Here is a 19,204-nt window from a genome sequence, read left to right as displayed (position 1 = left end):
TCACAGGTCCGCCCGGCACAGGTCGGACGCCCCTGGGTTCGCCGGTCCCAGATTCGCCGGTCACAGGTTCGCCGGTCACAGATTTGTCGCTCATGATGGGTGGTTCCGATCGTGAAGGCTCACATGTGCGGGACGTCGCCGGGAATGTCATAGAACGTCGGATGCCGGTACACCTTGTCGCCGTTCGGCGCGAACAGCGGGTCCTTCTCGTCCGGGCTGGACGCGGCGATGGCGTCCGCCCGTACGACCCAGATGCTGACCCCCTCGTTCCGCCGCGTGTAGACGTCCCGGGCGTGCCGCAGCGCCATCGCGTCGTCCGGCGCGTGCAGCGACCCCACGTGCACGTGGTTGAGGCCGCGCTTGCCCCGGACGAACACCTCGTACAGCGGCCACTCCCGCCGATCGCCGCTCATCGGACCCCCTCCACAAGAGCCGCGCGCTCGGCGAATGCGGTGGCGGCCTCGCGGGCCCAGGCCCCGTCCTCGTGCGCGGCCCGGCGGTGGGCCATCCGCTGCGCGTTGCACGGCCCGTCCCCGCGCAGGATCGCGGCGAACTCCTCCCAGTCGGGCTCGCCGAAGTCGTAGTGGCCGCGTTCCTGGTTCCAGCGCAGATCGGGGTCGGGCAGCGTGACGCCGAGCGCCTCGGCCTGCGGGACGGTCATGTCCACGAACTTCTGCCGCAGCTCGTCGTTGGAGTTGCGCTTGATGCCCCACGCCATCGACCGTGCGCTGTTGGGCGACTGCGCGTCCGGCGGGCCGAACATCATCAGCACCGGCCACCAGAACCGGTCGACCGACTCCTGCACCATGGCGCGCTGGGCGTCGGTGCCGTGCATCATCGTCATCAGCAGCTCGTAGCCCTGCCGCTGGTGGAAGGACTCCTCCTTGCAGATGCGGATCATGGCGCGCCCGTACGGGCCGTAGGAGGTACGGCAGAGCGGCACCTGGTTGCAGATGGCGGCCCCGTCCACCAGCCAGCCGATGGTGCCGACGTCGGCGTACGACAGCGCCGGATAGTTGAAGATCGAGGAGTACTTCTGCCGGCCGGACAGCAGCAGATCGGTCAGCTCGGCGCGGGAGACGCCCAGGGTCTCGCACGCGGAGTAAAGATAGAGCCCGTGCCCCGCCTCGTCCTGCACCTTGGCCAGCAGAATCGCCTTGCGGCGCAGCGACGGCGCGCGGCTGATCCAGTTGCCCTCGGGCTGCATGCCGATGATCTCGGAGTGGGCGTGCTGGGCGATCTGGCGGATGAGGGTCCTGCGGTAGGCGTCCGGCATCCAGTCCCGGGGCTCGATGCGGTCGTGGCGGGCGATGGTCGCGTCGAAACCGGCCTGCAGCCGGGCCTCCAGGGCCGGGTCCGCTGGGGTGGTCGTCATGTTTCCTCCGAGACCCTCCGGCTCATTTACTTATCGCTCGGTCAGTAATAAGGTCGCACAGGGAGGGGTGCCCGCGCAACAGGTCACGCCCGGGGAGAGGAGACAGTGTGAGCACGCTGCTGGAGAGCTATGCCGCCGGACGGTGGTTCCGCCCGGCCGACGACGGGGAGCCGCTGCTCGACGCCGCCACGGGCGAGGAGGTCGCGCGCATCTCCAGCCGGGGGCTGGACGTCGCGGCGATGGTCCGCCACGCCCGCGAGACCGGCGGGCCCGCGCTGCGAGCCCTGACCTTCCACGAGCGGGCCGCGCTGCTCAAGGCGCTGGCCAAGCACCTGCTGGAGCAGAAGGACGAGCTGTACGCCCTGTCGCTGCGCACCGGCGCCACCACCCGCGACACCGCGATCGACGTCGACGGCGGCATCGGCACCCTGTTCAGCTACGCGAGCAAGGGCGTGCGCGAGCTGCCGAACGACACGGTCTACCTCGACGGCGGCCTGGAGCGGCTGGGCAAGGGCGGCACGTTCGTCGGCCAGCACCTCTACGCCTCCAGGCCGGGCGTGGCCGTGCAGATCAACGCGTTCAACTTCCCCGTCTGGGGCATGCTGGAGAAGCTGGCCCCCGCCTTCCTGGCCGGGCTGCCCTCGATCGTCAAGCCGGCCAGCCAGACCGCCTATCTCACCGAGCGCGCCGTCCGGCTGATCGTGGCGTCGGGGATCCTGCCCGAAGGCACGCTCCAGCTCGTCGCGGGCAGCGCGGGCGGCCTGCTCGACGAGCTGACCGTGCAGGACTCCGTGGCCTTCACCGGCTCGGCCCACACCGCCGGCATCCTGCGCCGCCATCCGAACGTGCTGGACGGCGGCGTCGTCCTCGGCGTCGAGGCCGACTCGCTCAACTGCTCGATCCTCGGCCCCGACGTGCGCCCTGACGATCCCGAGTTCGACCTGTTCGTCAAGGGCGTCGTCACCGAGATGACGGTCAAGGCGGGGCAGAAGTGCACCGCCATCCGCCGCGTGCTCGTACCGTCCGCGCTGACGGGCGAGGTGGTGGAGGCGCTGGCCGCGCGCCTGGCGAAGGTGAGCGTGGGAGACCCGCGCAACCCCGACGTGCGCATGGGCGCGCTGGCCGGCCTCGGCCAGCGCGAGGAGGTGCGCAAGGCCGTCGAGGCGCTGCGGGCGAGCTCCGACGTGGTGGTCGGCGACCCCGCCGGCGCTCCCCTGCTGGACGGGGACGCGACCAGGGGCGCGTTCATGACCCCGCTGGTGCTGCGGGCGCGGCCCGGCGCCACCGAGCCGCACGACGTCGAGCCGTTCGGCCCGGTCAGCACCGTGCTCTCCTACAACGGCCTGGACGAGGCGGTCGCGCTGGCCGCGCGGGGCCGGGGCAGCCTGGTCGCCTCCGTGGTCACCCACGACCCCGAGGTCGCCAGGAGCGTCGTGCTCGGGCTCGCGCCGTGGCACGGGCGGGTGCTCGTCCTCGACCGGGACGACGCCAAGGAGTCCACCGGGCACGGCTCTCCCCTGCCCGTCCTCGTCCACGGCGGTCCCGGGCGGGCCGGCGGCGGCGAGGAACTGGGCGGAATCCGCGGGGTGCTGCACCACATGCAGCGCACCGCCGTACAGGCCTCGCCCGACCTGCTCACCGCGGTCACCGGACGCTGGACGACCGGCGCCGCCCGCGCCGACTCCGGCGTGCACCCCTTCCGCAAGTCGCTGGCCGAGCTGCGGATCGGCGACACGATCGCCTCGGCGCCGCGCACGGTCTCGCTGGCCGACATCGAGCACTTCGCCGAGTTCACCGGCGACACCTTCTACGCCCACACCGACGCCGCGGCGGCCGCGCGCAACCCGCTGTTCGGCGGCATCGTCGCGCACGGCTACCTGGTCGTCTCGCTGGCCGCCGGGCTCTTCGTGGACCCGGCGCCCGGGCCCGTGCTGGCGAACTTCGGCGTGGACGCGCTGCGCTTCCTCACCCCCGTCAAGGCGGGCGACGCCATCGCGGTGACGCTGACGGTCAAGCAGATCACGCCGCGCACCGGGGCCGACTACGGCGAGGTCCGCTGGGACGCCGTGGTGAGCAACCAGGAGGGCCAGGCGGTCGCCACATACGACGTCCTCACCCTGGTGGCCAAGACCTGGGAGGAGGACACGCGGTGAACGGGCCCGCGCCACCCGCCGAGCGCGAGAGCCCCGGCGAGGGCTGGCCGGGACGTTCCGCGGCGCCGCTGGACGAGGTGGACCGGGCGATCATCGCCGAACTGCTGCGTGACGGCCGCATGTCGGTGCGGACGCTGGCCGAGCACGTCCACATCTCCCGGGCCAGCGCGTACGCGCGCCTGACCAGGCTCATCGACGACGGCGTGATCACCGGCTTCACGGCCGAGATCGCGCCGGCGAAGGCGGGCCTGGGCACCAGCGCGTACGTCTCGGTGACCATCGAGCAGAACTCCTGGCGGGGGGTTTCGGCGGCGCTGCGTGAGATCGCGTACGTGGAGCACTTCGCCATGGTCGGCGGCGACTACGACATCCTGGTGCTGGTCAGGACGCCGGACAACGCGGCGTTGCGGCACATGGTGCTGGAACGCATCCAGGACATCCCGGGCGTGCGGGCGACGCGGACGTGGCTCGTGTTCGACGAGGCCCGGGGGCGGGGCGCGGAATGGGGCAAGGGCCGGGGGTGAGCTTGGGGCGCTCGCCGGGGGCCGGCGGGGGCGTTGCGGGGCATGCCCCGAGCGGCCTGGTGCGAACTCCGGCAAAACGTCCGGCGTTCCCCCGACCAACCCGCTAGTGGATCGACATTTGGCCTCATAAATGCCCTCTTGAGGCCATTTGTCGCCTATTGCGCCTGATGTCTTGAACAGATGGTGCGTGACGCGGACGCTTCTCTTGTCAAACGTCCAGCGAAAGCGAGCGTCGCCATGTCCCGTCATCAGGTGGCCGACGGTCTTCTCCCCGAGCCCGTCCCCGTACGCTTCGTCGCCGAGGATGGCTCCGCCGCCGGCCCTCCCACCGGCGACCAGGCAGGCGACCAGGGCGGCCATCGGGCCGAACACCGAGCCGGCTACCGGGCGCCCGCGGACGACCTGCTCGTGGACGCCTACCGCCGCATGGTCCTGGGCCGTCGCTTCGACCGCCAGGCGACCGCGCTGACCAAGCAGGGCCGGCTCGCCGTCTACCCGTCCAGCAGGGGGCAGGAGGCCTGCCAGATCGCCGGCGTGCTCGCCCTGCGCGCGGACGACTGGCTGTTCCCCACCTACCGCGACTGCGTGGCGCTGGTCGCGCGCGGCCTCGACCCCGTCGAGGTGCTCACGCTGCTGCGCGGCGACTGGCACTGCGGCTACGACCCCGCGGCCGTACGCGTCGCACCCCAGTGCACGCCGCTGGCCACCCAGACGATCCACGCGGTCGGCATGGCGGAGGCGCTGCGGCGCAGGGGCGAGGACGCGGTCGCCATGGCCTTCATCGGCGACGGCGGCACCAGCGAGGGCGACTTCCACGAGGCGCTCAACTACGCGGCCGTCCTGCGCTCCCCCGTCGTGTTCTTCGTGCAGAACAACAAGTACGCCATCTCGGTGCCGCTGGCCCGGCAGAGCGCCGCTCCCGCGCTCGCGTACAAGGGCGTCGGGTACGGGGTCCGCTCCGAGCAGGTGGACGGCAACGACCTCGTCGCGGTCCTGTCCGTGCTGACCGAGGCGGTCCGGCATGCGCGCGAGGGCGGCGGGCCGTTCCTGGTCGAGGCGCACACGTACCGGATCGAGTCCCACACGAACGCCGACGACGCCACCCGCTACCGCGACGCCGAGGAGGTCGCGCGGTGGGAGGCGGCCGATCCCCTCGCCCGGCTGGAGACGTACCTGCGCGGCCGGGGGCTGCTCGACGCGGCCGGCGTCGAGGCGGCGCACGAGGCCGCCGAGGAGTACGCGGCCCGTGTCCGCGACCGGATGAACGCGGAGCCGGAGACGGACCCGTTCGAGCTGTTCGACCACGTCTTCGCCGCCCCGACGCCGCAGCTGCGCGAGCAGCGCGCGCTGCTCGCGGCCGAGCTGAGCGCCCCGGAGGAGTGACATGACCGCCATGTCCGATGCAGTGTCCGGTGCAGTGTCCGGTGCAGTGTCCGGTGCAGTGTCCGGTGCAGTGTCCGGTGCAGTGTCCGGTGCAGTGTCCGTATCGGTGCCCGAGCCCGCACCGGGCCCGCAGCCGGCGCGATCGACGCCCACGCCATCGACGCCTACGCAGAAGCCGAAGCCGGAACCGTCGATGCGTACCTCCGCGTCCACGTCGATGTCGATGGGGCAGGCGTTGAACGCCGCCCTGCGGGACGCGATGCGCGAGGACGAGCGGGTGCTGGTCTTCGGCGAGGACGTCGGCCCGCTGGGCGGGGTCTTCCGCGTCACCGACGGCCTGACCAGGGAGTTCGGCGAGGAACGGTGCTTCGACACCCCGCTCGCCGAGTCCGGGATCGTGGGGCTGGCCGTGGGCATGGCGATGGGCGGGTTCCGTCCCGTGGTCGAGATGCAGTTCGACGCCTTCGCCTATCCGGCCTTCGAGCAGATCGTCTCGCACGTGGCCAAGACCCGTAACCGCACCCGGGGCCTGCTGTCACTGCCCATGGTGATCCGCATCCCGTTCGCGGGCGGCATCGGCGGGGTCGAGCACCACTGCGACTCCAGCGAGGCGTACTACGCCCACACCCCCGGGCTGAAGGTCGTCACGCCCGCCACGGTCGAGGACGCGTACTGGCTGCTCCGCGACGCCATCGCCGACCCCGACCCGGTGATCTTCATGGAGCCGAAGCGGCTGTACTGGTCCAAATCCAGCTTCACACCCGGTGAGCGGCGCGCGCCGGGGTTCGGGCGGGCGGTCGTGCGGCGCGCGGGCAGCGACGCCACGCTCGTCGCCTACGGCCCCGGCGTGCCGGTGGCACTGCAGGCCGCCGAGGCGGCGGCCGCGGAAGGCCGGTCCCTGGAGGTGGTGGATCTGCGGACGATCGTCCCGTTCGACGACGAGAGCGTCATGGCGTCCGTACGCAGGACCGGGCGGTGCGTGGTGATCCAGGAGGCGCAGGGGTTCGCCGGGGTGGGCGCCGAGATCGCGGCCCGCGTCCAGGAGCGCTGCTTCCACTCCCTGGCCGCGCCGGTGCTGCGGGTCACCGGTTTCGACATCCCGTACCCGCCGCCGAAACTTGAGCACTCGCACCTGCCGGACGTCGATCGCGTCCTGGACACGGTGGACCGGCTGCAGTTCGACGACCGGCCGGACGTGCTGCACCTTCGACGCGAAGAGGCGGCGTCATGACGGCGACGGCCGCGCGGCAGGTGTTCCGCCTGCCGGACCTCGGCGAGGGGCTGACCGAGGCCGAGATCCTCGAGTGGAAGGTCTCCGTCGGGGACACGGTCGAGGTCGACCAGATCGTGGTGGAGGTCGAGACCGCGAAGGCCGCGGTGGACGTGCCGGTCCCGTACGCGGGCACCGTCCTGGCCCTGCACGCCGCCCCCGGCACCGTCCTGTCGGTGGGCCTCCCCCTGATCGAGATCGGCCCACCCACAGCCACCACCGACCAGCCTGAGCCGGGCGCCGGGGCGGCGGCGCAGTACCGGGAGGAGGAACGGGCAGGCTCCGGCAACGTCCTGATCGGCTACGGCACCGGCCACACCCCAGGCACCCGACGCCGCCGCCGCACCCCCCACCCGACAAACACCCATGCGATGACCGGCCACCCCACAAACGACGACCACCCCACGACCGGCAGCCGCCGAGCCAAGCACCCCGCAAGCCCGCACACCGCCGCCGACCGCCCTGTGGGCGACCGTCCCATCAGTGACCGGCCCGGGGGCGACCATCGCGCCGACCTTCGTGGTGCGGCTGAGTCGGTGGCGTTCGCGGCCGAGTCCCAGGCGCCACGGGTGATCTCGCCGCTGGTCCGCCGGATGGCCCGCGACCACGGCGTCGACCTGGCCGACATCACCCCCACCGGCCCGCACGCCGTGATCCTGCGACGCGACATCGAACAAGCCATCGCCGAGCAGACCGTCGGCGAGCAGGCCATTTCATCGCGAACCGTTCCCTCGCAACCCTCCCCCGCGCATGTCATCTCCGCGCGGACGACCCCGCAGGCCCCCGTCCCCACCGCCACCGCCACCGCCACCGCCACCGCCACCGCCGACGATGTCCCGGGCTCCCGGACAAGGGGGCTGGTGGACGAGCGAATCCCATTGCGTGGCCTGCGGCGGGCCGTGGCCGAGAAGCTGAGTCGCAGCCGGGCCGAGATCCCCGACGCCACGACCTGGGTGGACGTGGACGCCACCGACCTACTGGCGGCCAGGGACGCCCTCAAGCGGTCCCGTCCCGACCTCGGCATCGGCCTGCTGGCCCTGCTGGCCCGCATCTGCGTGGACGGTCTGCGCCGCTTCCCCGAGCTGAACTCCTCCGTGGACACCGACCGGTCCGAGATCGTCCGGTACGGTCACGTCAACCTGGGCTTCGCCGCCCAGACCGACCGCGGCCTCGTCGTGCCGGTGATCCGCGACGCCCACCTGATGACGACCGCCGAGCTCGCCGCCGAACTGACCAGGCTGACGGCCCTGGCCCGTGCGGGCAGGCTGTCTCCGCAGGCGCTGACCGGCGGCACGTTCACGCTCAACAACTACGGCGTCTTCGGCGTGGACGGCTCCACCCCGATCATCAACCACCCCGAGGCGGCCCTGCTGGGCGTGGGCCGCATCATCGACCGCCCCTGGGTGACCGGTGGAGTCGTCACCGCCCGCAAGATCACCCAGCTCTCCTTCACCTTCGACCACCGGGTCTGCGACGGCGGCACCGCCGGCGGCTTCCTCCGCCACGTGGCCGACTGCGTGGAGAACCCGGCAATCCTCCTGGCCGACGTCTGACCCGCACCAGTCGCCCGCCCTGTGTCGGCGTGAGCCCTGCCCGGGCGCCCACCCCGGGCGGGCACCCGACCCGGGCAGGCATCCAACCTGGGGCAGGCGTCCGACCGGTGCAAGCGTCCAACCCACGTGCGGCCTCTGGTCCACACCGGCCTCTGACCCCCACGGGTTGCTGACCCGCACGGGCGTCTCGCCCGCACCGGCATCCGGCCCACACGAGCACCCAGCCACGCGAACCCACGACCGTGCCAACGCCCGGCCTGCGCGGGCGTCTGACCTGCACAGGTCGCCCGACCGCGTCGGCATCTGGCCTGCGGGCCGAGGGGCAGCGAGTTGGCAAAGGTTTTCGAGGACTTCGTTTGCCCGACCCGGACCGGGTAGTCGGAGGGCATGACTGTCACCAGGTTCCAAGATCTGCCCTTGGCCGACCGTGACCGTGAGTGGGACGGTGACGCGGCTGAGAAGCGGGTGCGTGACTGGGCGGATGCCGAGGACGAGCCGGACGCCGCGTACCGGGACGCCCACGTCTGGTACGACGGCGACAAGCCCGAGAACTTCGGCAGTTACAAGCTGCTGATCGCCGACGTCATCGGCGGTCGGCTGAAGGCTGTACCACGTGCCGTGATGGCCGCGGGCAACATCATGCAGGGCGCCCGTGGCGGCATCGATCTGCCCGCCGACGAAGTAGACCGGGTCAAAAGCCATTTGGCGCGCTACTACCAGAAAATGGGCGACAGCCCGCCTTGGGCCCGCTGATCGCGGGAAAAGCCGCGGACCGGACACGAAACCCCAGCGTGCGGGCTTGATCGACGATCATGTGAAGAACCGAGGCGCCAACCGCGATTGGATCACCCCGCAGGTGGGAATCCCATCACGGTACCAAGCGTTAGACACCGTGGGAGACAGACCCCCCACGCAAGGGGGCCCTGTAGGAGGCATTTAGACATGGGCGAGCGCGCACTTCGTGGCACCCGGCTCGGGGCAACCAGCTACGAGAACGACCGTAACACGGATCTGGCCCCGCGCCAGGAGGTGTCCTACACCTGTCCGAAGGGCCATCATTTCGAGGTTCCGCTTGCCGCAGAGGCCGAGATTCCCGCGACTTGGGAATGCCGCATGTGCGGCGCGACCGCGGTCCGCGTGGACGGCGAGCAGCCGGAGTCCAAGAAGACCAAGCCCCCGCGGACACACTGGGACATGCTCCTGGAGCGGCGGTCCATCGAAGATCTTGAAGAGGTGCTCAACGAGCGGCTTGCTGTGCTGCGGGCTCAGCGTCGCAAGAGCGCCTGACCTACTCTCACGGTGAAACCCCCGGGCCGGCCGCCCGGGGGTTTTGTCTTGCCTGGAAAACCCACCCGTGCCCCTGAGTCCTCCCTATCGGAGAAGAGGGCGTGACGGGAGGTCACCGGGGTTCCGCGGCGAGGCAACTGCCGGTCTCGTGCACCTGCTCCCCTGCCGGGGGCACGATGGTGACGTCACTTCCCCAGCCAGTGAAGTCGATCTCGGTCACGGAGGTCTTGGGCATGCCCTTCCCGGCCGCGGGCATGGCCGCCTCAAGGCGGAGCCGGCGGGGAAGCCCGTCCGGCCCGACCCACAACCGCCATGAGACCTCCACCGAGCGGAACCGCTCGCGCAGCACCGCGAGGGTGACGGGGTCATCGCCCGGGCCCTGCCCGCCGAACTCGCTCTGCGGGGCGCTCCCGGCGTGCAGGACGGTGGCGACCCCGTCGATGACCTCTTCGGGAGAGGAAGCGGGTGCCGTGAGCTTCCGCAGCACCTCGGGCGACAGGATCGCCCGCAGGTCGAGTGATCCGACGGCGCGCGCTGCCGCTCCGCATCCGCTCCCGTTGTGGTGCAGCCAGGTCTTGCCGGCCGGAACGTCCTTCCGGCCGGCCCGATGCTCGTAGGTGCCGGAGCCGCCGATCGAGATCGCCCTGGTCGTCATCGACGACAGATCGTCCGGTACGAGGCCCTTCAGCTCTTCGGGGACGTTGGTCCGGTGGAAGGTCGTGGTCAGGTCGGAGGCATCCACGCCGAGCCGCATGACCCCGGTGGTCCGGCTCTCGCTGTATTCGCCGATGTCGACCGGCACGATGAGGTCGTCCTCAGCCCGAGGTGTGGGCATCGCCTGGCCGTAGTCCAGCCAGACCCGCTTGGCGATCCGCACTCCCGCCGAGTCTTCCGCCAGCCGGGCCACCGCCTCGGCGGATGGCGGAGCCGCCTGTCCCCCACACCCGGCCGTCAGGCTGATCACGAGCACGATCGATAAGAAACCCCGTGAACGCACCCGATGATCATAAGGGTCCCACAGGCCCTCAGGACGCGGAGTCGCGGTCCTCGCGGATCACCTCGCCGTGCACCACCCGGCCGCCCTGCGGCGCGCCCGCCTGCGCGTCTCTGTCGGCGTACGGGCCCGCGTCCTGGCCGGGGAAGCCGGTGGACGGCGGGAAGAGTCCCGCGTACGGCGAGGAGGCGGCCATCTTCTTGATCCGGCGCTCGAAGAAGTACGCGCCCAGGCGGCGCATCATCGGCCGGGTGAACGGGATCAGGCACAGGAAGCCGAACACGTCGAGGAAGAAGCCCGGGGTCAGCAGCAGGGTGCCGCCCACCAGGATGATGCCGCCGTCGGCCAGCTCGCGGTCGGGCATGCGGCCGGACTTGATCGCGTCCTGCAGCACCCGCCAGGCCCGGCGTCCCTCGCGGCGGACCAGCCAGGCGCCCAGGAGGCTGTCGGCGATGAGCAGGGCGATGGTGGCGGGCCCGCCGATCACCGACCCGATCTGGATCAGCAGCCAGATCTCCAGGATCGGGACGACCAGGAAGGCCAGGAAGAGCAGCAGCCGCATCGTTTCCTCGATTCCGCACATCGCGCGCGCGCCTTACAGCAGTGACAACGCCCGGAACCCGCCGAGCGTTCCGGCATGGCCCACGAATCAGGGACATCCCGGACCCAGTCCAGGGTTTCCAGTCCCGGGTTTCCGGTCTCGGGTTCCAGTCCGGGCTCCGGTCCCGGGCCGCGCCCGCAGTCGGCCGCTGTGGTCCAGCGTCGCCGTCGATCAGGCCGTCAGGATCTGGGGTTGCCCTTGAGGCGTTTGGGGAGCCCCGTGACGCCCCACAGCCCGATCCGCCACAGCGCCTCGGACATGACCTTGCCGTTCATCTTGCTCTTGCCCACCGTCCGCTCCACGAACGTGATGGGCACCTCCACCACCCGCAGCCCGTGCCGGGACGTGCGCAGGGTCAGGTCGACCTGGAAGCAGTAGCCCTGCGACTCCACCCCGGACAGCCCCACCTTCTCCAGCGTGGCGGCGCGGTAGGCGCGGAAGCCGGCGGTCGCGTCGCGTACGGGCAGGCCGAGCATGACGCGGGTGTAGATGTTGGCCCCTTTGGACAGCAGCTCGCGCCGCTGCGGCCAGTTGACCACCTTGCCGCCGGGCACGTAGCGCGAGCCGATGGCCAGGTCGGCGCCGTCGGCCAGCGCCTCCAGCAGTTTGGGCAGCTCCTCGGGCTGGTGGGAGCCGTCGGCGTCCATCTCGACCAGGACGTCGTAGCCCTCCTGCAAGCCCCAGCGGAACCCGGCGATGTAGGCGGCTCCGAGGCCCTGCTTGCCCGGCCGGTGCAGGACGTGCACCTGGTCGTCGGCGTCGGCGAGCTCGTCGGCGACCTCGCCGGTGCCGTCGGGGCTGTTGTCGTCGGCCACGAGCACGTGGGCCTCGGGGACGGCGGCGCGCACCCGTTCGACGATCGCCGGCAGGTTGTCGCGCTCGTTGTAGGTGGGCACGACGACGAGCACCCGGCCGAGAGTCTCCATCATCCGTCGTTCCTCATCCGATCGCCTCGCCGCCTGCCTCGCCACACGGCGACTCCGGCCGCCGCCGCTCCCATCACCATCAGTGCCCATTCGGGCAGGACGCCCACCTTGGTGGCGATCGTTTCCTGCGTGCGGACGGGCACCTTGACCACGTTCATGTCAGGGACAAGTTCGCGAGTCTGCCAGGAGACCTTACCGTCAGGTGTCACGTATGCCGAGATTCCCGTGGTGGCGGCGGTCACGACGGCCCGGTTGTGCTCGACGGCGCGCAGTTGCGACATGGCGAGCTGCTGCGGCGGCAGGTTGGACTCGGCGTAGCTGGCGTTGTTGGTCTGCACGACGATCGGGGTGCCGCCGGCGCGGACGGTCTCGCGCACGGTGTCGTCGTAGGCGACCTCGTAGCAGTTGACCGCGCCGATCGTGACTGGCCCCATCTTCAGGTCGCCCGGTTTGTCGCCGGGGACCGACTGCCTGCCGACCAGGCTCGCCCGATCCCACAGCGCCAGCACGAGGTCCTTGAACGGCGTGTATTCGCCGAACGGCACCAGATTCTGCTTGTCGTAGTAGGCACCGGCCCCGGTCACCGGGTCCCAGACCAGGCTGCGGGTGGCGCGTTCGTCGCTGCCGATCGCGACGACGGCCCCGACGAGTGTGGGCACGCCGACGTCGGAGACGGCGTCCTGGATGATCTGGCGGGCGTATTCGTCGCGGTAGGGGTCGATGTCGGTGGAGTTTTCCGGCAGGACGACGATGTCGGGCTTGAGGAGTTTGCCGTCGCGTACGGCCTGGGCCAGCCGCTTGGTCTCGGTGGCGTGGTTGCGCAGCACGACGGCGGGCTCGTCGCCGAGCGCGTACATGCCCCGGCCCGGGACGTTGCCCTGCACGATGCCGACGTTGACGCTGCGGCCCTCGTCACCCGGCCTGGGCAGCGCGAACGTCAGAGCGGGAACGAGCAGTGCCAGCGCGACCGGAACGGCCCTGCCGAGCACGGCGGCCGACGAGCCGGCCAGGCGGGTCAGCACGGCCGGCGGGGCGGCGCGGCGGCTCAGCACGGCCTGCGCCAGCAGGCCGGCGCTCAGCGCGACGGCGAACGACACCAGCGGCACGCCGCCCAGCGCGGCATACGGCGTGTACGGGGTCTCGCCCTGGCTGAAGGCCACCCGGGCCCAGGGGAACCCGCCGATGGGCACCAGGCTGCGGGCCCACTCCATGAGCACCCACAGGCCGGCGAACCACAGCGGCCAGCCCCGCAGCCGGAACACGGGCGCGGCCAGCGCGGCCATGGCGGCGTAGAAGAAGCACTCGGTGGCGACCAGCATGAACCACACGTCGTCGCCGATGGTGCGCACCCAGGCGAGGGCGGGCAGCAGGAACACGGCGGCGGCCAGGTAGCCGAGCCAGGCCGCCCGCCTGGCGCGGGTGCCGTACAGGGAGCCGATGACGAGGGCGATGCCCAGGGGAGCACACGGCCACCAGCCGAGCGGCGGGAAGGCCGCGAAGAGGGCCAGGCCGCCGGCGACGGCCGCGGCGATCCGGCCCGGCAGCACCCATCGCGCGCCCGGCCGCGCCGCCCCATCGGAGGCGTGCCCGGCCGCGGGCGGTGGGCTCGTTGTCTCCTGAACCACTCCGGGGTCTCCTCGCCATGTCACGAAGCCTGTTCACAGAGCCCGCTCACGAGCCCTGCTCACGAAGCTCGCTCACAATGCCTGCTGGCGAAAACGCTACCGTCCCGCGGCCGCGCTCAGGTCCGGCGCGCCACGGGTGATCGGATTATCGGCTCAGGGCGGAAGCGGAGCGGCGGGGTGATCCCGTGGCTGAACGGGATCACCCGGCGCGATGTCGGTCCGGCGCACGAGAACGGGAAGAGGGCCCGGGAACCCTTCGGACCGGACCCGTCTCGTCGGCGGCGAGCTCGGAATTCCGTTGTCTACTGGGCTCCCGGACCCGTCCCGGGTCCAACCCCCCGCCCGGTTGGGGTGCCCCGACTCGACGGACCGACGGCCCTGCACCTGGCTGTGTGGACGAAGTCACACTCCGTCACGGACGCAGGATCCGGCGATGTCAGAGACGGCCAACCGGCCAAGTCCCGTGCTGGACTGCGCAGCAAACTACCGACTCCACCTCAGATGTCAACCGTGTCCCGATCAGCAGAAACATCAAGTTTTCGCAGGTAGGACATGTTTGGCCGGTGGCTGTAAAGCCGGTCAAAGCCCATTAGCGGGCACCGGCGAGCGGCTTGGCAAGTCCCGCAGCGCGGGCGACAGCGGCCGCTCGTGGACGACCCCGAGCCGCTGTGTCGCACGCGTGAGAGCAACATACAGGTCGCTGGGACCGCGTGGCGACTGGGCGGCGATGAGGTCGGGCTCGGCCACGATGACGGAGTCGAACTCCAGCCCCTTGGCGTCGGTCACGCCCATGACCGCGACGGGCGCGTCCAGGGCCTCGGCGCCCTTGGCCCGGGCGGCGCCCGGCGAGACGACGACGGTGCCGGGCACGGCCGCGGCGATCCGCTCGCCGAGGGTGGTCAGCAGCGCGTCGGGCACGACCACGGCGACCTTGCCGCCCTCGTCCGTCTCCGCCTTGACCAGGGCGGGCAGCGCGGAGAGCGGCGCGGCCCACGGCCGCGCGTCCACCTCGCGCACGGAGTCGGGGGCGCGCAGGGCGGGGTCGATGGTGGCCAGGACGCGGGCGGCCACGGCCATCAGCTCGACCGGGGTGCGGTAGTTGACGCTCAGCCGCTCCTGGCGCCAGCGCCCGGCCACGTACGGGTCGAGCACCTCCTCCCACGAACGGGCCCCGGCGGCCGAGCCGGTCTGGGCGATGTCGCCGACGATCGTCATCGACCGGGTCGGGCAGCGCCGCATGACGGCCCGCCACGCCATCGGCGACAGCTCCTGCGCCTCGTCCACGATCACGTGGCCGTAGGCCCAGGTGCGGTCGGCGGCGGCGCGTTCGGCGGTGGTGAGGTAGGGGCCGTCGCCGCGCTGGCGCTCGGCCAGCCGTTCGGCCTCCACGACGTCGGACAGGCCCGTCAGCTCCAGAACCTCGCGGGCGTAGGCGATCTCGGCCTCGCGCTCGCTCTGCTCGGCCTGGCGGGCGGCGGCCAGCTCCTCCTCCGCCTGCATCGCGCTGGCGCGCAGCACGTGCTCGTCGATCTCGCCGAGCAGTTCGGCGGCCTCGTCGAGCAGGGGGACGTCGGACTCGGTCCACTCCCCCGCGCGGGCGCCGTCGCGGCGCAGGAGGCGGCGCTCCTCGGGGGTCAGGGCGGAGCCGGCGGCGCCGAGGCGTTCGGGGGAGCCGTACAGGCCGAGCAGGAGGCGCTGCGGCGTCAGGTACGGCCAGAGCCGGTTGAGCGCGGACTTGATCACCGGCTCGGTGCGCAGCTCCTCGCGCAGGTCGGCGAGCTCCTCCTCGTCGATGAGCCCCTTGCCGATCTTGCGGGCCTGCTGCCTGGCCAGGGCGTTGAGCAGCGAGCGGACGAAGACGGCGCGGGCCTGGTTGTGCGGGCGGCGCGAGCGGGTGGCCTTGTTCCTGGCCGCCTCCAGCATGGGGCGGTCGATGGTGAGCGTGATCCGGCCGAGCGTCACCTCGATGGGCTGGCGGGGGATCTTCTGCCGGTCGCGCACGGCCTTGGCGATCACGTCGGCCATCCGCGGGTCGCCCTTGAGCGCGGCCACCTCGGGCCGTTCCCTGGCGGTGGCCGTGACGCCGGGGTAGAGCTCGCCGACGGTGGACAGCAGCACGTCGGTCTCGCCGAGGGAGGGCAGGACCTGCTCGATGTAGCGCAGGAAGGTGAGGTTGGGCCCGAGGATGAGCACGCCGCGGCGTTCGAGCCGCTGGCGGTGGGTGTAGAGCAGGTAGGCGGCCCGGTGCAGGGCCACGACGGTCTTGCCGGTGCCGGGTCCGCCCTGGACCACGAGCACGCCGTTGAGGTCGCTGCGGATGACGCGGTCCTGCTCGGACTGGATGGTGGCGACGATGTCGCGCATGCGGCCGGTGCGCCGCTCGTCGAGCGCGGCCAGCAGCGCGGCCTCACCGTTGAGCGTGGCGCGGTCGTCGTCGGTGAGCGAGTCGAGGTCGAGCAGGTCGTCGTCCACGCCGACGACGTCGCGGCCCTTGGTCTGCAGGTGGCGGCGCCTGGTCACGCCCATGGGCGCCGACGGGGTGGCGCGGTAGAACGGCTGCGCCACGGGGGCCCGCCAGTCGATGAGCAGGCGGTGCTGCTCGTCGTCGGTCAGGCCGAGCTTGCCGATGTAGAGCCGGCCCTCGTCGGTGTGATCGAGCCGGCCGAAGACCAGGCCGCGCTCGACGGCCCAGAGCCGGGCGAGGCGGGTGGCGTGCATCTCGGCGAACGCGTCGCGCTCGGACATGTTCTGCATCGTGCCGACGGCGCCGGCGGCGAGCACCTCTTTGAGCTGCCGCTGGGTTCGCTCACGCAGGGTGTCGAGGCGGTCGTACAGGGTGGTGACGTACGTCTGCTCCCTGGCGAGCTCCGTTTGACGAGTTGCCGCCTGACCGTTAATGTGGTTAATGGGACACTCCGGGCCATTCTGCTTGTTGTTACGACAAACGACGACATTAGCATGCCTGTCGAGGCACTCTCATCACTTTCCCCCTTCCCCGGGCTTTCCCTGGCCCCGGTCACGTCTTGGTCGCGCCCCTTGACCTGCGGCCACAGCTCTTTTTATCGTCACATTTAGTTAGGAAAGTTTCCTAACGACGAAGAAGGAGACATGCCGTGAGCGGCCCGGTCCCGGGGACTCCCAGTCTGCTACGCGCCATCAATGATCGCGCCGCCCTGCGCGCCCTCATCGAGCGGGGCCCCCTGACCCGTCCCGAGATCGGCGCGCTGACGGGGCTGTCCAAGCCCACCGCCTCCCAACTCCTGCTCCGGCTCCAGCGGGCGGGGCTCGTCGTGCTGGACGGGGTCAGGGAGGGGCTGCCCGGCCGTACGGCCGAGGTCTACCGGATCAACCCCGCGGCGGCGTACGTGGGCGCCCTCGACGTCACCCCCGGGCGGATCGAAGCCAGGGTGGCCGACCTGACCGGCACGGTGGTCGGCGAGCACGTGCTGCCGACCCCCGGCCGCCCGCGTGGCGACCTGGTCGAGCGGCTGTCGGCCGCGCTGCGCGGCACCGATCCGCCCGGCCCCCTGAGCCGCGTCGTGATCGGCGTGCAGGCCGCCGTCGACCCCTCCACCGGCCGACTCGGGTACGCCGCCGCGAAGGACGTGCCGGGCTGGCAACTGCCCGGCCTGGTGCCCGCCCTCAGCTCCGGCCTCGGCGTGCCCGTGGCCGTGGAGAACAACGTCAACCTGGTCGCGGCGGCAGAGCGCGCGCACGGCGCGGCCCGCGGGCACCGCGACTTCGTGCTGCTGTGGGCCGACAGCGGCATCGGCTGCGCCATCGTGCTGGACGGGCGGATGCACAGGGGCGCCACGGGCGGGGCGGGCGAGGTGGGCTACATGCCGATCCCCGGCGCGCCGACGGCGCGCGAGTCCGGCCGCTACGCCAACCACGGTTTCCAGGCGCTGAGCGGCGGTGCCGCCGTGCTGAAACTGCTGCGCTCGTACGGCGTGCGCGGCGGCGGCTTCCGCCAGGCCGTCGCCAACGCCGTACGGGCGGCGGCCGGCACCGGGCAGCAGGCCGACGACGCCAGGGCCGGGCTGCGCGACGTCGCCGCCCGCCTGGCCGTGGGCCTGGCGGCGATCACCTCGGTCGTCGACCCCGAGCTGATCGTGCTGACCGGCGGCGTCGTGCTGCCGGGCGGCGAGACGCTGCGCGAGCTGGTCGAGCACGAGCTGCACGCGCTCACCATCCCCAGGCCCCCGGTCCGCCTGTCGAGCGTCGAGGGCAACCCGGTGCTGGCCGGAGCCCTGGAGCTGGCTCTGGCCGCCGTACGCGACGAGGTGTTCGGCGTAGCCGGGGTGGGGGGCTGAGCGGTCGCCGCTCAGGCCTGGCCGTCGGGGGCGGGTCCGGGGTCGCCGGCGACGGCGGGGGCGCGGTGCTCGTACGGGGTGCTCAGCACGACCGTGGTGCGGGTCGAGACGTTGGCCGAGGCGCGGATCTGCTGCAGCAGGTCCTCCAGCGCCACCGGCGAGGCCACCCGCACCTTGAGGATGTAGCTCTCGTCGCCGGCCACGCTGTGACACGCCTCGATGGCCGCCAGGTGGGCCAGCCGCTCGGGGGCGTCGTCGGGCGCGGACGGGTCGATCGGCTTGATCGACACGAAGGCGGTCAGCGGCAGGCCGACCGCGTCGTGGTCGACGATCGCGGCGTATCCGCGGACCACGCCCCGCTTCTCCAGCCGGCGTACGCGCTGGTGAACCGCTGAGACCGAGAGCCCGGTCTCCCTGGCCAGGTCGGTGAAGCTCATGCGGCCGTCGCGGGCCAGCAGCGTGACGATCCGGCGGTCGATCTCCTCCATCGGTCAAAGGTAGCCGGTCATGGTCACGACATGGTCCCGACGGGACTGACTCCTCTGCGCATCGCGTGCTCGACGAGCGTGATGAGCACCTCCCTGCCCGAGTCCTTGCGGCGCGCGTCGCAGCGCACGATGGGGATGTCCGGCTCCAGGCCGATCGCCGAGCGCACCTCGCCGACCGTGAAGGGGCTGGTGCCGTCGAAGCAGTTGAGCGCCACGATGAACGGCTGCCCGCGCTTCTCGAAGTAGTCGACCGCCGGGAAGCAGTCGTCGAGGCGCCGGGTGTCGGCCAGCACGACGGCGCCCAGCGCCCCCATGGCCAGCTCGTCCCACACGAACCAGAACCGCTCCTGGCCCGGGGTGCCGAACAGGTAGAGCATGTAGTCGTTGGGCATCGTGATGCGGCCGAAGTCCATGGCCACGGTGGTGGTGAGCTTGCGTTCGACGCCTGATAAGTCGTCGATGTGCGTGCCGACCTGGGTCAGGGCCTCCTCTGTTCGCAGAGGCCGTGTTTCGGACACGGCGCCGACCATCGTGGTCTTGCCCGCGCCGAAGCCGCCCGCGATCAGAATCTTGATCGCTGTCGGCAGCCGCCAACGGTCTGTGCGACCGACTTCCATCCAGCACCGCCCGTACCTATCCCGCGCATGCGCAACCCCGCCCCTGAGGTGCCGTGGTCAGTGGTACCTGTCAAGGCGCTTTGAAAAGGCTGATC

17 protein-coding genes are annotated in these 19,204 nt (G+C 71.6%); 8 read left to right on the top strand and 9 right to left on the bottom strand.

What is annotated here, in order from left to right; all coding sequences use genetic code 11:
- Nucleotides 1–119: 119 nt before the first annotated feature.
- Nucleotides 120–413, bottom strand: a complete 294-nt coding sequence (gene paaB / locus AB0C28_RS08715; protein WP_346110892.1) for a 1,2-phenylacetyl-CoA epoxidase subunit PaaB — start codon at nucleotides 411–413, stop codon at nucleotides 120–122.
- Complete coding sequence (paaA, locus tag AB0C28_RS08710; RefSeq protein ID WP_358073480.1) at nucleotides 410–1,375, bottom strand: 1,2-phenylacetyl-CoA epoxidase subunit PaaA; 966 nt, start codon at nucleotides 1,373–1,375, stop codon at nucleotides 410–412. The genes paaB and paaA overlap by 4 nt, the downstream gene beginning before the upstream one ends.
- A 107-nt stretch (nucleotides 1,376–1,482) precedes the next feature.
- Here paaA and paaZ point away from each other — a divergent pair, with 107 nt between their 5' ends.
- The 7 genes from paaZ (at nucleotide 1,483) to AB0C28_RS08675 (ending at nucleotide 9,545) form a co-directional block, all read left to right on the top strand.
- Complete coding sequence (gene paaZ / locus AB0C28_RS08705; protein ID WP_358073479.1) at nucleotides 1,483–3,528, top strand: phenylacetic acid degradation bifunctional protein PaaZ; 2,046 nt, start codon at nucleotides 1,483–1,485, stop codon at nucleotides 3,526–3,528.
- A gap of 68 nt (nucleotides 3,529–3,596) precedes the next feature.
- Nucleotides 3,597–4,052, top strand: coding sequence for an Lrp/AsnC family transcriptional regulator (locus AB0C28_RS08700; protein ID WP_346110952.1), 456 nt, complete (start codon nucleotides 3,597–3,599; stop codon nucleotides 4,050–4,052).
- A gap of 237 nt (nucleotides 4,053–4,289) precedes the next feature.
- Nucleotides 4,290–5,435, top strand: a complete 1,146-nt coding sequence (gene pdhA / locus AB0C28_RS08695) for a pyruvate dehydrogenase (acetyl-transferring) E1 component subunit alpha (RefSeq protein WP_358073478.1) — start codon at nucleotides 4,290–4,292, stop codon at nucleotides 5,433–5,435.
- A 193-nt stretch (nucleotides 5,436–5,628) separates the two neighbouring features.
- A complete protein-coding gene (locus AB0C28_RS08690) occupies nucleotides 5,629–6,666 on the top strand; it encodes an alpha-ketoacid dehydrogenase subunit beta (protein ID WP_357842464.1) in 1,038 nt (345 codons plus the stop codon).
- Nucleotides 6,663–8,258 carry a dihydrolipoamide acetyltransferase family protein gene (locus AB0C28_RS08685; protein ID WP_358073477.1) on the top strand — a complete coding sequence of 532 codons (1,596 nt, stop codon included), beginning with the start codon at nucleotides 6,663–6,665 and terminating at the stop codon, nucleotides 8,256–8,258. Before AB0C28_RS08690 ends, AB0C28_RS08685 begins: the two co-directional genes overlap by 4 nt.
- 417 nt (nucleotides 8,259–8,675) lie before the next feature.
- A complete protein-coding gene (locus AB0C28_RS08680) occupies nucleotides 8,676–9,011 on the top strand; it encodes a hypothetical protein (protein ID WP_358073476.1) in 336 nt (111 codons plus the stop codon).
- Between the two features lie 189 nt (nucleotides 9,012–9,200).
- Nucleotides 9,201–9,545: an RNA polymerase-binding protein RbpA gene (locus AB0C28_RS08675; RefSeq protein ID WP_090931221.1), complete on the top strand. Its 345-nt coding sequence runs from the start codon at nucleotides 9,201–9,203 to the stop codon at nucleotides 9,543–9,545.
- Nucleotides 9,546–9,657: 112 nt separating this feature from the next.
- On the opposite strand, the gene AB0C28_RS08670 is transcribed toward AB0C28_RS08675, so the two are convergent.
- From AB0C28_RS08670 to AB0C28_RS08650, 5 genes are all read right to left on the bottom strand, one after another.
- Nucleotides 9,658–10,542, bottom strand: a complete 885-nt coding sequence (locus AB0C28_RS08670) for a hypothetical protein (RefSeq protein ID WP_358073475.1) — start codon at nucleotides 10,540–10,542, stop codon at nucleotides 9,658–9,660.
- Nucleotides 10,543–10,570: 28 nt separating this feature from the next.
- A complete protein-coding gene (locus AB0C28_RS08665; RefSeq protein ID WP_357842453.1) occupies nucleotides 10,571–11,122 on the bottom strand; it encodes an FxsA family protein in 552 nt (183 codons plus the stop codon).
- 197 nt (nucleotides 11,123–11,319) lie between these two features.
- Nucleotides 11,320–12,069, bottom strand: coding sequence for a polyprenol monophosphomannose synthase (locus tag AB0C28_RS08660; RefSeq protein WP_357842450.1), 750 nt, complete (start codon nucleotides 12,067–12,069; stop codon nucleotides 11,320–11,322).
- Nucleotides 12,066–13,691 carry an apolipoprotein N-acyltransferase gene (gene lnt, locus AB0C28_RS08655; protein ID WP_357842447.1) on the bottom strand — a complete coding sequence of 542 codons (1,626 nt, stop codon included), beginning with the start codon at nucleotides 13,689–13,691 and terminating at the stop codon, nucleotides 12,066–12,068. Before lnt ends, AB0C28_RS08660 begins: the two co-directional genes overlap by 4 nt.
- Before the next feature lie 579 nt (nucleotides 13,692–14,270).
- Nucleotides 14,271–16,436 (bottom strand): ATP-binding domain-containing protein, encoded by a 2,166-nt coding sequence (locus AB0C28_RS08650; RefSeq protein ID WP_357842444.1) that lies wholly within the window; start codon nucleotides 16,434–16,436, stop codon nucleotides 14,271–14,273.
- Nucleotides 16,437–16,804: 368 nt separating this feature from the next.
- Between AB0C28_RS08650 and AB0C28_RS08645 the strand changes: the two genes are divergently transcribed.
- The gene (locus tag AB0C28_RS08645) at nucleotides 16,805–18,004 is read left to right on the top strand and encodes an ROK family transcriptional regulator (RefSeq protein WP_357842441.1); all 1,200 of its coding nucleotides are present in this window, start codon (nucleotides 16,805–16,807) and stop codon (nucleotides 18,002–18,004) included.
- An 11-nt stretch (nucleotides 18,005–18,015) separates the two neighbouring features.
- Here AB0C28_RS08645 and AB0C28_RS08640 read toward each other — a convergent pair whose 3' ends face one another.
- A complete protein-coding gene (locus tag AB0C28_RS08640) occupies nucleotides 18,016–18,492 on the bottom strand; it encodes an Lrp/AsnC family transcriptional regulator (protein WP_357842438.1) in 477 nt (158 codons plus the stop codon).
- Between the two features lie 23 nt (nucleotides 18,493–18,515).
- The gene (locus AB0C28_RS08635; protein WP_346110910.1) at nucleotides 18,516–19,109 is read right to left on the bottom strand and encodes an ATP/GTP-binding protein; all 594 of its coding nucleotides are present in this window, start codon (nucleotides 19,107–19,109) and stop codon (nucleotides 18,516–18,518) included.
- Between the last annotated feature and the right edge of the window lie 95 nt (nucleotides 19,110–19,204).

Origin of the sequence: Nonomuraea sp. NPDC048892 (assembly GCF_040649735.1) — a bacterium.
Classification (GTDB): domain Bacteria; phylum Actinomycetota; class Actinomycetes; order Streptosporangiales; family Streptosporangiaceae; genus Nonomuraea; species Nonomuraea maheshkhaliensis.
Note: the sequence above shows the minus strand (reverse complement) of the source record. Positions and strands in the feature narration are given on the sequence as shown.

Excerpts from the sequence above, each read along its gene's own strand:
- AB0C28_RS08690 (WP_357842464.1), top strand. The coding sequence starts at position 5,629 with ATGCGTACCTCCGCGTCCACGTCGATGTCGATGGGGCAGGCGTTGAAC.
- AB0C28_RS08675 (WP_090931221.1), top strand. The coding sequence starts at position 9,201 with ATGGGCGAGCGCGCACTTCGTGGCACCCGGCTCGGGGCAACCAGCTAC.
- paaA (WP_358073480.1), bottom strand. The coding sequence starts at position 1,375 with ATGACGACCACCCCAGCGGACCCGGCCCTGGAGGCCCGGCTGCAGGCC.
- AB0C28_RS08635 (WP_346110910.1), bottom strand. The coding sequence starts at position 19,109 with ATGGAAGTCGGTCGCACAGACCGTTGGCGGCTGCCGACAGCGATCAAG.
- AB0C28_RS08650 (WP_357842444.1), bottom strand. The coding sequence starts at position 16,436 with ATGTCCGAGCGCGACGCGTTCGCCGAGATGCACGCCACCCGCCTCGCC.
- pdhA (WP_358073478.1), top strand. The coding sequence starts at position 4,290 with ATGTCCCGTCATCAGGTGGCCGACGGTCTTCTCCCCGAGCCCGTCCCC.
- AB0C28_RS08665 (WP_357842453.1), bottom strand. The coding sequence starts at position 11,122 with ATGTGCGGAATCGAGGAAACGATGCGGCTGCTGCTCTTCCTGGCCTTC.
- paaB (WP_346110892.1), bottom strand. The coding sequence starts at position 413 with ATGAGCGGCGATCGGCGGGAGTGGCCGCTGTACGAGGTGTTCGTCCGG.
- AB0C28_RS08660 (WP_357842450.1), bottom strand. The coding sequence starts at position 12,069 with ATGATGGAGACTCTCGGCCGGGTGCTCGTCGTCGTGCCCACCTACAAC.
- AB0C28_RS08685 (WP_358073477.1), top strand. The coding sequence starts at position 6,663 with ATGACGGCGACGGCCGCGCGGCAGGTGTTCCGCCTGCCGGACCTCGGC.
- AB0C28_RS08640 (WP_357842438.1), bottom strand. The coding sequence starts at position 18,492 with ATGGAGGAGATCGACCGCCGGATCGTCACGCTGCTGGCCCGCGACGGC.